This is a genomic window from Agromyces sp. C10 (assembly GCF_023217995.1).
Classification (GTDB): Bacteria; Actinomycetota; Actinomycetes; order Actinomycetales; family Microbacteriaceae; genus Agromyces; species Agromyces indicus.
Genome location: NZ_JALPSX010000004.1, coordinates 124778 through 138757 on the forward strand (window position 1 = coordinate 124778; position 13980 = coordinate 138757).

Here is a 13980-nt window from a genome sequence, read left to right on the forward strand (position 1 = left end):
GGCCATGGACGAGACCGCGCCGATCCCGCTCGACCTCAGCGACTGGGGCGATGCGACGCCGCGCCCGGCTCGGGCACCTCAGGCCTCGGCGACCACCGAGCGCACCTCGCCCGGCAGCGCGTCGAGCGTCGGTGCGGAGGACGGCGCGGCGGAGACCGCGCGCTCGGACACGGACGCCCACGCTCGCCGCAACGCCTCCTCGTCGTAGAGGCGTTCGGGTCGGAGCACCAGGTCGTCCTCCACGTAGTAGAAGACGGCGTCGATCTGCTCGACCGGCACGCCGGACCACCGCGAGTACGCGAGGCGGTAGAGCGCGAGCTGTGTCTGCCGCAGCTCGAGCTCGCGCTCGTCGCGCGGCGCCGCACCGGTCTTCCAGTCGACCACCTGGTAGCGGATGCCGCGCTCCGCCGCCTCCGTTCCCGGCGGCACCCCGTAGACGGCGTCGAGCTTGCACACGAACACGTGACCGTCGAGCGGGAGGTGCAGTTCGAGTTCGACCGCCTCCGGGCGTCGGTCGCCCCACTCGGAGGCCGCGAACGTCTCCCGGAGCGCCGCCAGTCGCGCCTCGGTCGGGTCGGCGACGACGTCGCCCTCGGTGTCGAGGTCGAGCTCGACGTCGAGCGTGTCCAGGTCGTCGCCGGCTCCGGACGACGCCCCCTCGCCGAGGGCGCGCTGCTCGACCCAGGAGTGGAAGAGCGTTCCGATGCGCGTGGCCCGGTAGGGGCGCTGCGGCATGGGGCGCGCGAGCTCCGCGGCGACGGCGCCGGGGTCGTCGACGTAGTCCTTGAATCGCGAGGCGGGCACGCGGACGGGGACCGCCCCGCCGCGCCGCGGATCGCTGCGCCGCCGGCGCTCCTCCAGCAGCATCCGGATCTCGTCGGCGAGCTGCGGCCCGATGCCGGTTCCCGACGGCAACGACGCGGCCTCACGGACGAGACCGGCGGCTCGCTCGACCGACGGGCGTCGCGGCCCGAGCGGATCGAGCGGCCACCGCACGCGCGACGACTCGGACGCGCGCGGGTTCTCGTCGTGCTCCGGCGCCGGCGGGAGCACGTCGGCCGCGACCGCGCCGACCTGGACGAGTTCGCGGAGGAACACGCTCGGCGAGCGCGGCGCTTTCTGCGTCGCCCACCACGACCCGGCCAGCAGGAGTTCGGCGCGCGCCCTCGTCACCCCGACGTAGGCCAGCCGGCGTTCCTCCTCGGCGTGCCGGTCGCGGTTCTCGGCGGAGTACGCGCGCACCGCCTCGTCGAACTCGGCCTGGCTCTGCACCCCACGCCACATGAGCTCGGGGATCTCGTCGCGATCGCCCCGGAACTCGTCGGGCAGCGCACCGAACGTGAGCCAGCCCTTGCCGCTCCGCGGCTTCGACGGCAGCTCGTCGTCGACCATGCGCGGGATCGCGACGAGGTCCCACTCGAGGCCCTTGGATCCGTGGATGGACAGCACCTGGACCGCACCGGGCTCGGGGTCGTCCTGTCGGGGGCTCAGCCGGTCGCGCTGCTCGGCCTCGGTCAGCCAGCCGAGGAAGGCGCCGAGCGTGGCGTGCTCGGCGGTGTCGACGAACCCCGACACGAGCTCGTCGAACGCCTCGAGGCTCGGGCCGCCGAGCGGTTGGGCGGGGTTGGCGGCGACCTCGACGTCGAGCAGGAGTTCCTGCTGCACGAGCGTGACGAAGTCGACGAGCCCGAGACCGGTGCGGCGTCGCAGCGCCTGCAGCTGCGTGCCCGCGCGCCGCATGCGGCCCAGCCCGTCGGGGGTGATCGCCGCGAGCGCGCGGTGGTCGTCGGGCGCGGTGAGGATGAAGTCGAGCGCATCGACGATGGAGGGTGATTCGTCCGGGGCGATCGAGCCGCGGATGCCCTGCCGCACCTCGTCGGCGAGACGACGGGTGGAGAGGTCGCGCTCGGCGAGCCACCGGGCCAGGGCGCCGAGGGCGGCGAGGTCGGCGGTGCCGATCCGCCACCGGGCGCCCCCGAGGAGGCGCAGCAGCTCGGACCCGGCCGTCGGGTCGTGCAGCACCCGCAGCGCGCACACGAGGTCGGCGATCACCGGCTGGTCGAGGAGGCCGGCCACGCCGAGCACGTGGACGGGCACCCCCCGCGCGCGCAGCGCGTTCGCGAACAGGTCGACGTGGGCGAAGGTGCGGCAGAGGAGCGCCGCCGTCCGGCCGCCGGGGCGGAGGCGGTCGGCGAGCCACTCGGCGACCTGCTCGGCCTCGTCGTCGATCGTCTCCGACCACGACACGTCGAGGCGGCCGGGTCCGGCGAAGGGCGACGGGCGCAGCGGCGCCTTGGGGATGCCGCCGTCGAGCGGCGCGATGAGGGCATTGGCCGCGTCGAGGACGACGACCGGGTTGCGCCAGCTCGTCGAGAGGTCGTACGCCGACGCCGTGCCGTCCGCGCCGAAGTCGCGGCCGAACCGCGCGAGGTTGGCGGCGCTCGCGCCGCGCCATCCGTAGATCGACTGGTCGGGGTCGCCGACGGCCATCACGGGGTGGTCGCGGAACAGCGTCGCCAGCAGTCGGGTCTGGACCACGCTCGTGTCCTGGTACTCGTCGAGGAGCACCGTCGCGTAGCGGTCCCGGTGCTCGGCGACCACATCCGGATGCGACGTGCAGATCTCGAGCGCCAGCGCGACCTGGTCGGAGAACTCGATGTACCCGCGCGACCGCTTGGCGGCGGCGTACGCGTCGGCGAGGTCGAGGAGCGGCGGCAGGGCGTCGACCACGCCGAGCGCCGAGATGAAGCTCTCGAACGGCGTCCGCTTGCGCGGTGCCTCGATCGGCAGGTCGGCCATGGCGAGGAAGTCGCGTGCGAACGCCCGCACGTCGCGGCTGTCGGTCACGTTCTCGGCGAGCGCGCGGCTGAGCGAGAGCACCGCCCCGGTGACGCGATCGAGGGAGGCGTCGATCTCGACGAGCCTCGGATCGGCGGAGTCCGCCACGATGCTCCGTGCCAGCTGCCAGGCCGCCGCCTCGCCGAGCACCACCGCGTCGGGCTCGCGGCCGATGCGCAGTGCGTGCTCGCGGTAGATGGCGCCCGCGAAGGCGTTGTACGTGCCGACGGCGGCGGACTCGAGCGGATCGATGCGGACCTCGGCGAGCCCCTCGTCGACGAGCTGGCCGATCCGCTCGCGGATCCGGTCGGCGAGTTCGCCCGCGGCCTTGCGGGTGAACGTCAACCCGAGCACCTCGGGCACGTCGGCGTGGCCGTTGGCGAGCAACCAGACCACGCGATTGGCCATCGTCTCGGTCTTGCCGCTGCCCGCGCCGGCGACCACGATGCTCTGGCCGTGCGGGGCGGCCTCGATGACGGCGCGCTGCTCGGGCGTGGGCTGGTGGAGGCCGAGTCGCAGGGCGATCTCGTCGGCCGCGAGCCGGACTGCGGTCATGCGCACACCGCCGGAACGAGGTGGACGCGGTACTGCCAGTCGCCGAACCGGGAACCGTGGGCGAACTCGATCGGCGATTCGAACGTCGCTCCGGCCATGACCCGGGCGACCTCGTCGAGGCGACTCCGGAAGGCCGCCTCGGCCTCGTCGTCGAAGGGCTGCTGGGCGCGCTCGGTGTAGAGGCGGCCACCGATCGGCCGGGCCACGTAGACGAGCTTCGCGCCGCCGAGACGCCCGGCGTTCGGGAGGGCGCCCGCACGGGCGGCGAGCTGGTAGGCGGCGAGCTGCGGGTGCTCGGCGGTCTTCGCGGCGCTCGGGGGCGTGCGACCGGTCTTGAGGTCGACGATCACGGTGGTGCCGTCCGGCGACGCCTCGACGCGGTCGATCGTGCCCGTGATGCGCACCCGGCCGCTGACGAGCGTGAAGCGCCCCTCGGCCCCGAGGACGACGACCCCATCATCGGCGGCACTGCGGAGGTAGTCGGCCGCTCCCTCGGTCATGCGCCGTGCGCCGCGACGCTCGCGTTCGGCGACCCAGCCCGCATCGAATCGGAGGTCGCGCCAGCGGCGCTCGACGGAGGCCCAGAGCGTCTCGACGTCGAGGTCGCCCTCCGTGGTCGAGGCCTCCTCGACCACGGCGTGCACGATGGTGCCGATGGACGCGGCGAGTCCGGACGGCGGGGACGCCACGCGGTCGACGAACCAGCCCAGCGGCGATTCCTCGACCCGGTCGATCTGGGACGGCGACACGGCGACGAGCGCCTCGGGATCGCCCTCGAGGTCGACCAGCGGGGCGACGGTCGACGGGGCCAGCAGGCCGTACCAGTCATCCGGGTGGGCGCCGGGGACGCCCTGCTCGGCGAGGAGCGCGATCGCCGCGGCGGCCTCCCGATCGCCTCCGGCCGCGTCGCGCCGCAGGGCGCCGACGAGCCCGCGCAGGTGCAGCGGCCGCCGCCGCCGCGCCACGCGATGCTCGGCGGCGAAGGCCATCAGCACGGACGGCTGCTCGTCGTCGTTCGCGGTGCACGCGAGGACCACCTGCCGGCGCGCGCGGGAGATCGCGAGCGCGAACAACCGCAGCTCGTCGGCTCGCACGGCGGCGCGCACGGCGGCCGCGGAGTCGGGTTCGGGCGGCTGCTGCCCGGCGCGTGCCGCGGCCACGGCGGGACCGAGCGATCCCGCGTGCAGCAGCGTGCCGCGCGGACGCAGGTTCGGCCAGACGCCGTCCTGCAGGCCCGCCACGACGACCACGTCGAACTCGCGTCCGATGAGCGCCGGCGGCGTCGCGAGCACGACGGCGTCGTCGCCGCGCTCGGGAGCGAGCGAATCCTCGGGGAGGGCGTTCTGGAGGAGCTCGTCGACGAAGCGACGCGCCGGGGCTCCCGGCTCGCGCTCGACGAAGCGACGCGCGGACGCGAACAGGGCCACGACACCGTCGATGGATCGGTCGGCCTCGTCGGCGAGCACCCCCGAGCCGGCCGCCTGGCCCGCCCATTCCGCCTCGAGGCCGCTGTCGTGCCACAGCAGCCAGAGCAGCTCCTCGACCGTGGCGCCCCGCTCCGCGGACCGACGGGCGGCGTCGAGCAGTCGCGCGAGGCGCGCCGCGCGGCGACCGGCCGGTGCGTCGATCGTGGCGAATCCGCCCGCGACGCCGAGCGCCTCGACGAGCAGCTCGTCGGCGCTGCGGACGCCGCCGCCGGAGAGTTCCTCGTGCCGGAGGGCGAGCCGCAGCCGACGGAGTCCGACGCGGTCGAGCCGACCGAGCGGGCCCGTGAGCAGCGCCGTGGCCGATTCGGGCGTGATCGGCTCGATGCCGAGCACGCAGGCCACCGCGGCGATGAGCGGTGCCGCACCGGGGGCATCGCGCAGGGCGACTCGTGCGTGGCGGCCGGACACCGGCACGTCGGAGGCGGCGAGCGCGCGGGCGAAGGCCGGCAGCTCGGCGCCCGAGCGGAGCACCACCGCCATCGACGACCACGGCACGCCGTCGAGGAGGTGGCGCTCGCGCAGCAGCGCTGCGACCTGCGCCCCCTCTGCGGCGGCGGAGGCGGCTTCGATGCCCACGATCGGCGCGAGCGGATCATGTGCGGGCTCGGTGCCCGCGGCCGCCCCGGCGAGCTCGGCCCCGCGGTGGCTGCCGCCGAGCGCCGCGCCGACGTGGGCGGTCACGGAGGCGAGCAGGTCGCGATGCTCGGCGCGACCGCGGTGCACGCGAGGCAGCACCACGCGGCGCACCTCGCGTGATCCGAGCACCGATCCGAGCGAGCCCAGCAGGTCGGCGCGGCCGCCGCGGAAGCCGTTGCTGGCCACGTCGGGATCGCCGAGCGCGACCACCCGGACGCCGCGGGCCGCGAAGGCCCCGAGCAGCGCCGCGGTGGCCTCGGTGGCCTCCTGGGCGTCGTCGACCACGATGAGCCGGAGCGCCGCCAGGTCGCCGAGTGCGGCGGCGTCGGCGGGGTCGACGAGGCTCCGACGGACGATCGCGGCGGCGTACGCGCCGAGCTCGGCCGAATCGAACTGGGTGGGCCGGAGCTGCTCCTTGACCTCGGCGTACTCCGCCATGAATCCCGCGGCGGCACACCATTCGGGGCGCCCGGCGAGCCGGCCGAGGCGGTCGAGCTCTGCGGCGTCGACGCCCTGCTCGACGGCGCGCATGAGCAGGTCGCGCAGCTCGGACCGGAACCCGCGGAGCGCCCGGACCTCCTCGGAGAGGACCTCGGGCCATGCCGGCCCGCCGCCGTCGACGGCCTGCGCCTCGAGCAGCTCGCCGATGACCTGGTCGTGCTCGGCGCCGGTGAGCAGCGTCACCGAGCGGCCGCTGCGGGCGCGCACGAGGTCGTACGCGACCGCGCTCGCGGTGCGGGCGAGGGCGCCGCGCGTCGGCACGCCGAGGCGGACCGCGAGCGTGTCGCGCAGGCTCGATGCGGTGCGTCGGGTCGCGGCGAGCGCGAGGACCTCGCCCGGGTCGCCGCCCGCGGCCACGTACTCGGCGACGAGGTCGACGGCGAGCGTGGTCTTGCCGCTGCCCGGCGCCCCGAACACCGCCGCGTGCCCCGGTCCGACCAGGTCGACGAGCGAGGGGGCGGGCTGGACGAGCGGCTGCATGCGGCCAACGGTATCCGTGTCCGCCGACAGTGAACTCGTCGGGCCGGGTGCCGCGCGTGTCGTAGTGTGCTGTCAACGACAGAAAGGCGCACCGTGGACCTTCGCATCGGCATCCAGAACTCCCCCCGCGAGCTCGGCTTCGAGACCTCGCAGACGGCGGAGGAGGTCGAGCAGGCCGTCGCTGCCGCACTGACCGGACAGTCGCCGGTCCTGCGCCTCACCGACTCCAAGGGCGCCGTCTTCGTGGTGCCCGCCGCCGCACTCGCCTACGTGGAGATCGGCACCGAGTCCGCTCGCCGCATCGGCTTCGTCGGCTGATGGAGCTGCTGTTCATCACGCTCGGCGGCGCCCTGCTCGGCATCGCCGCGCGGTACGCGATCCCGCGCCGGAGCATGCACGGCGTGCTCGTCGTGCCGGCCGTCGGCGCGGCGGTCGCGGCGGTGGTGTGGGTCGCGCTCACGTGGCTCGGCCTCGCGTGGGACGGCGGCTGGATCTGGGTGATCTCGCTCGTCGCCTCGGGGCTGGCGGCCGCGGCCGTCGCGCTGTTCCTCGGTCCGCGCCGTGAGCGCGACGACGCCGAGACGTTCACGCGCCTGGCGAAGGCGGGCGTCGCCCGCTCCTGAGCCGGGCAACGCACGAACCGGACTCGGCAGCCGCCCGGCGGGCGGCGACGATCGTCAGGCCGTGAGGCCGAGCGCGTCCATCCGCCGGGTGTGCGCGGCGATGAGCTCGGTGAAGACCGGCTCCACGTCGGTGCCGAGCGCGCCGTTCGCCTCCGCGGCCCGGAGGGCCGACCGCGCGATCAGCAGCGTGTCGCCGACGAGGCTGCGGCCCCACAGGGCGAGCCGGTCGTCGAGCCCGGGCTGCGTGGCGATGGCCTCGGACAGTTCGCGTTCGATCACCTCCGACGCGCCGCGTTCCTGCAGGATGCCGCGCACGCGCGCGCCCAGTTCGGCCGGGAGCCCCTCGGAGAGCTGCCCGAAGTAGTCGTCGAGCATGCCCGAGGTGATGTGGATGCCGAGCAGGAGCTCGTACCAGTCGGCGCCCGAGGTCGCCTGGCGGAACCGGTCGGTCGCGGGTGCGAACGGCGCCATGACCTCCGCCGGCTCGGCGCCCAGGCGCCGGAGTTCCGCGATGAGGTCGTGGTGCTTGCGCAGCGCGACCCCGGCGGCGGCGCTGAGCCCCTCCTTCGCGGCGAGGTCGGGCGCGGTCGCGACGGCCTTCGCGAGGCTCTCGAAGAACTCGAGCTGGATGTAGGCGGCCTGGCCGAGGAACGCGACCGGTTCGGGCACGATCTCGGTGAAGTCGATGCGCGTGAGCTCAGTCGGCACGACGCGGGGCCGCATGCGCGGCGCCTCGGGGCGCGGGAGGCGCGCGCGGGACCAGTTCGCCATGTCGGACAGCATATCCGGGCGCTCCCAGCCGCCTCGGATAGGCTGTGCGTGCACGCGGGCGATGGAACCGCGGCCGTGCGCCTGGGATCGGAACAGGGCGCACCTCTTCATTCCGCATCACCGACAGGCAGACACTTGACCACGTTCACCGAACTCGGCATCGCGCCCGACATCGTCGAGGCCCTCGCCGGGAAGGGCATCGTCGATGCCTTCCCCATCCAGGAGCAGACGATCCCGCTGGCCCTCTCCGGCCAGGACATCATCGGCCAGGCGAAGACCGGCACCGGCAAGACCTTCGGCTTCGGCCTCCCCCTCATCCAGCGCCTCGGCGACGACCCCGAGCCCGGCGTCAAGGCGCTCATCGTGGTGCCCACGCGCGAGCTGTGCGTGCAGGTCACCGAAGACCTCGAGCTCGCGGCATCCAACCGCCCCACCAAGATCGTGTCGATCTACGGCGGCAAGGCGTACGAGGGCCAGATCGAGCAGCTGAAGGCCGGCGCCCAGATCGTCGTCGGCACGCCCGGCCGCCTCCTCGACCTGGCCAGCCAGCGGCTGCTGTCGCTGAAGAACGTCAGCGAGATGGTGCTCGACGAGGCCGACAAGATGCTCGACCTCGGCTTCCTCGCCGACATCGAGAAGCTGTTCTCGCAGACCCCCGCCACGCGCCACACCATGCTGTTCTCGGCGACCATGCCGGGCCCGATCGTCGCGCTCGCGCGCCGCTTCATGCTGCGCCCGATCCACATCCGGGCGACCGATCCCGACGAGGGCCTCACGCAGGCGAACATCAAGCACCTCGTCTACCGCGCCCACTCGCTCGACAAGGACGAGGTGATCGCCCGCATCCTGCAGGCCGAGGGCCGCGGCAAGACCGTCATCTTCACGCGCACGAAGCGCGCGGCGGCGAAGCTCGTCGAGGAGCTCAACGACCGGGGCTTCAACGCCGCGGCCGTGCACGGCGACCTCAACCAGGACCAGCGCGAGCGCGCGATGGCCGCGTTCAAGGCGGGCAAGAAGGACGTCCTGATCGCGACGGATGTCGCCGCCCGCGGCATCGACGTCGACGACGTGACGCACGTGATCAACCACACGATCCCCGACGACGAGAAGGCCTACCTGCACCGGGTCGGCCGCACGGGCCGCGCGGGCAAGACCGGCATCGCCGTCACGTTCGTCGACTGGGACGACCTGCACAAGTGGGCGCTGATCAACCGTGCTCTCGAGTTCGGCCAGCCCGAGCCGACCGAGACCTACTCGTCGAGCCCCCACCTCTACACCGACCTCGACATCCCCGAGGGCACCAAGGGCCGCCTCAAGCCCGCGCCCACCGCCCCGCCGACCCGGTCGAGCACCGCCGGTCGTCGCGAGGGCGAGGCGGCGACGGATGACGCGTCCCGCCCGGCGCGGTCGCGATCGCGTCGTCGCACCCGCGGCGGCCGTCCCGACGGCGAGCGTCCGGCGGCGACCGCTGCCGACGAGGGCGCCGCCGCCGAGGTCAGGGAACCGGGCGCCGGCACCCACGACGGCAAGGGACACGAGCACCACGACGGCAAGGCCGCTCCGCGCCGCCGCCGTCGTCGCGGCGGTCGCTCGGGCGGCGGCACGGCGGCGCCCGCAGCGCAGGCCTGACGCGTCCGGTCAGCGTGCCGCGCGTTCCCCGGCGCGCGGCACGACCGGCGACGACCCGGTTCCCTCCGCGACGATCCGCGCGACGACCTCGGGGTCGGTCGTGCACTCCCCCAGCCGGTTGGGCTTGCCGAGTCCGTGGTAGTCGCTCGACCCCGTGACGGCGAGCCCGTACCGGTCGGCGAGTCGGCGCAGGCGCGGCTTCGCGGCATCGGTGTTCTCGGGGTGGTCGATCTCGAGGCCGAAGAGTCCCGCGTCCACGAGCTGGCGGATGCGCGACTCCGGCAGCACCTCCTCGGCGCCGCGCGTGCCCGGATGCGCGAGCACGGGCACGCCGCCCGCGGCGCGGATGAGGCGGATGCCGGTAAGCGGGTCGGGCGCGTAGTGCGGCTGGGCGTACCCCGATCGCCAGTGCAGGATGCCGGCGAAGGCATCCGACCTCGTCGCGGCGTGGCCGCGGGCCACGAGCGCGTCGGCGATGTGGGGCCGGCCGATCGTGGCGCCCGAGCTCGTCTGCGCGAGCACGTCGTCCCAGGTCAGGTCGTAGTCCATCGCGATGCGCTCCACGATGCGCTCCGCGCGCGTCAGGCGCGACTCGCGGATTCGGGCGGTCTCGGCGAGGAGGCCCTCGTGCGCGGGATCGACGAGGTAGCCGAGCACGTGGACGCTCGCGAACTGCACGCGGGTCGACAGCTCGATGCCCGGGATCATCATGACGCCGTGCTCCTCGGCAGCGATGCGCGCCGCAGCCCAGCCCGCCGTCGAGTCGTGGTCGGTGATCGCGAACGCCTCGAGCCCCGACCGCGCGACGGCCGCCACCAGCTCCGCCGGTGAGTCGGTGCCGTCCGAGACCGTGGAGTGCGTGTGCAGGTCCGCCCGGACGGCGACGGGGATGTCGGCCATCCCCCCATCGTACGGGCGCGTTCACCGCGGACTCCCAGCGGACATGCGGTCGGCTCGTGCCCCGCGGACGGGGGCGCTGGCCTACGCTGGAACGCGATGCTCCCCCGCACCCTCGGCTGGGCGTTCCTGCTCGGCACCGCCGCCGTCGCCGTCGTGCTGCTGTGGCCGCAGGCGTTCGGACTCCAGAACCAGTGGATCGCGGCGCACGTCGTCGCCCTGCGCGGCGCCGCCGCGGTGTGCGCGGCCGTCGCCTCGGCGTTGTTCGTGGCGCTCGCGCTCGGCCGTTCGGCACGGTGGTTCGGGGCGGCGATGGCCGCGATCCTGATGCTGTTCGCCATCGGCAACGTCGGCGTGCTCGCCGTTCGCGGCCTGGGGCTCGGCGGGACGCCCGCGGCCGCGGCATCCGGTTCGGTCACCGTGCTGTCGTGGAACACCCTCGGCGAGGTGCCGGACGCGGCGACCATCGCCGATCTCGCCCTCGCGGAGGGCGCCGACGTGGTGGTGCTCCCCGAGACGACCGCGCAGCTGGGCGAGGACGTCGCGGTCGCCATGCGCGAGGGCGGCAGTCCGATGTGGGTGCACACGCAGGCGTTCGACGAGATCGCGAAGGCGCGCTCCACGACCATCCTCATCACGCCCGACCTCGGCGACTACGAGGTCGTCAACGCGGAGTTCCCGGGCCCCCCGGGGAACACGAACACGCTGCCGAGCGTCGTGGCCGACCCGGTCTCGGGCAGCGGGCCGCGCATCGTCGCGGTGCACGCCGTCGCCCCCATCCGCTGGGAACTGCGCAACTGGCGCAGCGACCTCGACTGGCTGGCCGAGCAGTGCGCGGGCGACGACGTGATCATGGCCGGCGACTTCAATGCGACGCTCGACCACTTCGCCGGGCGCGGGGTCGACGGCGGCGACCTCGGGCGGTGCGCGGATGCCGCGGCCGCGGGCGGCTCCGGCGGCGTCGGCACGTGGCCGACGGGGCTCCCGGCCCTGCTCGGCAGCCCGATCGACCACGTGATGGCGACGCCGTCGTGGTCGGTCGAGTCGTTCCGCGTGATCGAGGGACTCGACGACGCGGGAAGCGACCACCGCCCGGTCGTGGCCACCCTGGTCCGCAGCTGAGCGTCGTCGCCCGGTGCGAGAATGGACCGCATGACGAACACCGGCGACGCCACCGCGACGGCCCACGAGGCCCGTTCCCTCGACGAGACCACGGCCGAGGAGTCCGGCCGCAACGCCAATCGGTCCACGACGCCGGAATCCGAGGGCTTCAAGTCCTTCATCCGCGGCGGCTGGGCCGATCGCGACGAGACGCTGCCGGCGCCGCGCGAGCAGGCGGCGTTCGCCGCATCGCGTCGCGAGCGGGTGTCGGCGGCGTTCCCCGGCCAGCGGCTGATCATCCCCGCCGGCGACATGAAGCAGCGGGCGAACGACACCGACTACCCGTTCCGTGCGCACTCGGCGTTCGCCCACCTCACCGGCTGGGGCTCGGACTCCGAGCCCGGCGCGGTGCTCGTGATGGAGCCCGCGGGCGACGCCGGCCACGCGGCGACCGTCTACTTCCGCGAGCGGGCGGGCCGCGACTCCGAGGAGTTCTACGCGAATCCGGCGATCGGCGAGTTCTGGATCGGAGCGCGCCCGTCGCTCGCCCACGTGGCCGCCGACCTGCAGCTCGAGGCGCGCGGCATCGCCGACCTCGACCAGGTGGTCGACGCCGTCGACACGGCCACCCTCGTGCTGCGCGAGGCCGACCCGGCCGTCACGGAGCGGGTCGACCACGCCCGCCTGCGCTACGCCGCCGAGGTCGCCCTCTCGACGAACGCGGCCGACACCCCGTTCAGCCTCGAGGTGAACGCCGAGCACGAGCCCGACGCCGAGCTCGCCCGCGTCCTGTCCGAGCTGCGGCTCGTGAAGGACGACTACGAGGTCGCCGAGCTGCGCGCCGCCGTCGACGCGACCGAGCGGGGCTTCGCCGAGGTGCTCGCCGAGCTGCCCCGCATCACGAGCGAGGTCCGCGGCGAGCGCGTGATCGAGGGGGTCTTCGCGACGCGCGCTCGCCTCGACGGCAACGACGTCGGCTACGCCTCGATCGCCGCGGCCGGCCCGCACGCCACCATCCTGCACTGGACCCGCAACGACGGACCGGTCGTCCCCGGCGACCTCGTCCTGCTCGACGCGGGCGTCGAGCGCGACAGCTACTACACCGCCGACATCACGCGCACGTTCCCGGTCAACGGGACCTTCTCGCCCGTGCAGCGGCAGGTGTACGAGGCCGTGCTCGAGGCGGCGGATGCCGCGTTCCGCATCGTGCGCCCCGGTGCGATCTTCCGTGAGATCCACGCCGCGGCGATGGAGGTCATCGCGAAGCGCACCGCGGAGTGGGGCTTCCTGCCCGTCTCGGCCGAGGAGTCGCTGCGGCCGGAGAACCAGTTCCACCGGCGCTACATGGTGCACGGCACCAGCCACCACCTCGGCCTGGACGTGCACGACTGCGCCCAGGCGCGGCGCTCGATGTACCTGGACGGAGTGCTCGAGGCGGGGATGGTGTTCACCATCGAGCCGGGCCTCTACTTCCAGCCCGACGACCTCACCGTTCCGGAGGAGTTCCGCGGCATCGGCGTCCGCATCGAGGATGACATCCTCGTCACCGCCGACGGCGCCGAGAACCTCTCGGCCGGCATTCCGCGCACGGCCGACGAGGTCGAGGCCTGGGTGCGGGGCGCGCGCGGCTGAGGCCGACGGCCGGCGCTGCGACGGCCGGCGCTGCGACGGAGGTCGCCGCGCCGGCGTCAGGCGCCGCCGGTGTCGCGCTCCTCGCGCGCCGCGCGTCGGCGCGCATCCTGCGCCTCGCCGTAGGTGAGCGGTCGCGCCTCGTCGACCGGGGCTGCGGGCTCGCCGCCCGTCGGCGGACCGGCCGGGGCCGTCGGGTCGGCGGCCGGAGCGGGCGGCTGCGCGGCGGGCGGCTGCGCGGGCGGCACGGGCGCGGCGGGCGGCGCCGGCGCCGCGGCATCCGTCACCCCCAGCACGGTGCGGGCCCGGGCCACGTGACCGGGGTCGCCGATGATGGCGTAGCGCGTCGCGAGCACCTGCATGACCGAGGTGAAGTCGCGGCGGCGGCGGTTCAGGGAGTACGACACGACGCTGAAGATCATGCCGAAGCCCGCGCCGATGAGGATGGCGGCGCCGAGCACGCCGAGCGACGTGCCGGTCGGCGAGAAGATGAACAGCAGGAGCCCGAGGAAGGTGCCGAACCAGGCTCCGGAGAGGGCGCCGGCGCCGGCCGCGCGGCCCCACGTGAGCTTGCCCGTGATGCGCTCGACCGTGGTGAGGTCGTGGCCGACGATCGAGAGTTCCTTCACCGGGAACTCGGCCTTGGCGAGCTTGTCGACCGCGGCCTGCGCCTCCTGGTAGGTCTCGTAGCTCGCGATCGTCTCGCCCTTGGGCAGCGTCGGGTAGGCGCGGCCGAGTCGGCCGCCGAACGGGCTCTGCGTGCTCACCCGGCCATTCTCCCATGCGGCCGCCTCGGCGGGCCGGAAGGGAGGCCCCCGGGGTAAGTTGGGGGT

General features: G+C 74.4%; 10 protein-coding genes. 5 read left to right on the forward strand and 5 right to left on the reverse strand.

Going from position 1 to position 13980, the window contains the following annotated elements; translation table 11 throughout:
• Positions 1 to 78: 78 nt before the first annotated feature.
• Both M1L56_RS05795 and M1L56_RS05800 read right to left on the reverse strand, forming a co-directional pair.
• Positions 79 to 3393 (reverse strand): ATP-dependent DNA helicase, encoded by a 3315-nt coding sequence (locus tag M1L56_RS05795; protein WP_248598518.1) that lies wholly within the window; start codon positions 3391 to 3393, stop codon positions 79 to 81.
• Complete coding sequence (locus tag M1L56_RS05800; protein ID WP_248598519.1) at positions 3390 to 6497, reverse strand: UrvD/REP family ATP-dependent DNA helicase; 3108 nt, start codon at positions 6495 to 6497, stop codon at positions 3390 to 3392. Before M1L56_RS05800 ends, M1L56_RS05795 begins: the two co-directional genes overlap by 4 nt.
• 93 nt (positions 6498 to 6590) lie before the next feature.
• On the opposite strand from M1L56_RS05800, the gene M1L56_RS05805 reads away from it, so the two are divergent.
• Both M1L56_RS05805 and M1L56_RS05810 read left to right on the forward strand, forming a co-directional pair.
• Complete coding sequence (locus M1L56_RS05805) at positions 6591 to 6815, forward strand: DUF3107 domain-containing protein (protein ID WP_067949010.1); 225 nt, start codon at positions 6591 to 6593, stop codon at positions 6813 to 6815.
• Positions 6815 to 7120, forward strand: coding sequence for a hypothetical protein (locus M1L56_RS05810; RefSeq protein ID WP_067949007.1), 306 nt, complete (start codon positions 6815 to 6817; stop codon positions 7118 to 7120). Before M1L56_RS05805 ends, M1L56_RS05810 begins: the two co-directional genes overlap by 1 nt.
• A 54-nt stretch (positions 7121 to 7174) precedes the next feature.
• Here the strand turns inward: M1L56_RS05810 and M1L56_RS05815 are convergent, their stop codons facing one another.
• The gene (locus M1L56_RS05815) at positions 7175 to 7891 is read right to left on the reverse strand and encodes a ferritin-like fold-containing protein (protein ID WP_082847189.1); all 717 of its coding nucleotides are present in this window, start codon (positions 7889 to 7891) and stop codon (positions 7175 to 7177) included.
• 135 nt (positions 7892 to 8026) lie between these two features.
• Between M1L56_RS05815 and M1L56_RS05820 the strand changes: the two genes are divergently transcribed.
• Positions 8027 to 9520 (forward strand): DEAD/DEAH box helicase, encoded by a 1494-nt coding sequence (locus M1L56_RS05820; RefSeq protein WP_248598520.1) that lies wholly within the window; start codon positions 8027 to 8029, stop codon positions 9518 to 9520.
• 9 nt (positions 9521 to 9529) lie between these two features.
• Here the strand turns inward: M1L56_RS05820 and M1L56_RS05825 are convergent, their stop codons facing one another.
• On the reverse strand, positions 9530 to 10420 hold the full coding sequence (locus M1L56_RS05825) for a PHP domain-containing protein (RefSeq protein ID WP_248598521.1): 891 nt from the start codon (positions 10418 to 10420) through the stop codon (positions 9530 to 9532).
• 96 nt (positions 10421 to 10516) lie between these two features.
• On the opposite strand from M1L56_RS05825, the gene M1L56_RS05830 reads away from it, so the two are divergent.
• Positions 10517 to 11539, forward strand: coding sequence for an endonuclease/exonuclease/phosphatase family protein (locus tag M1L56_RS05830; protein WP_067949001.1), 1023 nt, complete (start codon positions 10517 to 10519; stop codon positions 11537 to 11539).
• A 30-nt stretch (positions 11540 to 11569) separates the two neighbouring features.
• Entirely contained in the window at positions 11570 to 13150 is a 1581-nt protein-coding gene (locus tag M1L56_RS05835; RefSeq protein WP_248598522.1) for an aminopeptidase P family protein, read from the forward strand.
• Positions 13151 to 13206: 56 nt separating this feature from the next.
• On the opposite strand, the gene M1L56_RS05840 is transcribed toward M1L56_RS05835, so the two are convergent.
• Positions 13207 to 13914 (reverse strand): general stress protein, encoded by a 708-nt coding sequence (locus tag M1L56_RS05840; protein ID WP_248598523.1) that lies wholly within the window; start codon positions 13912 to 13914, stop codon positions 13207 to 13209.
• Positions 13915 to 13980 lie beyond the last annotated feature (66 nt).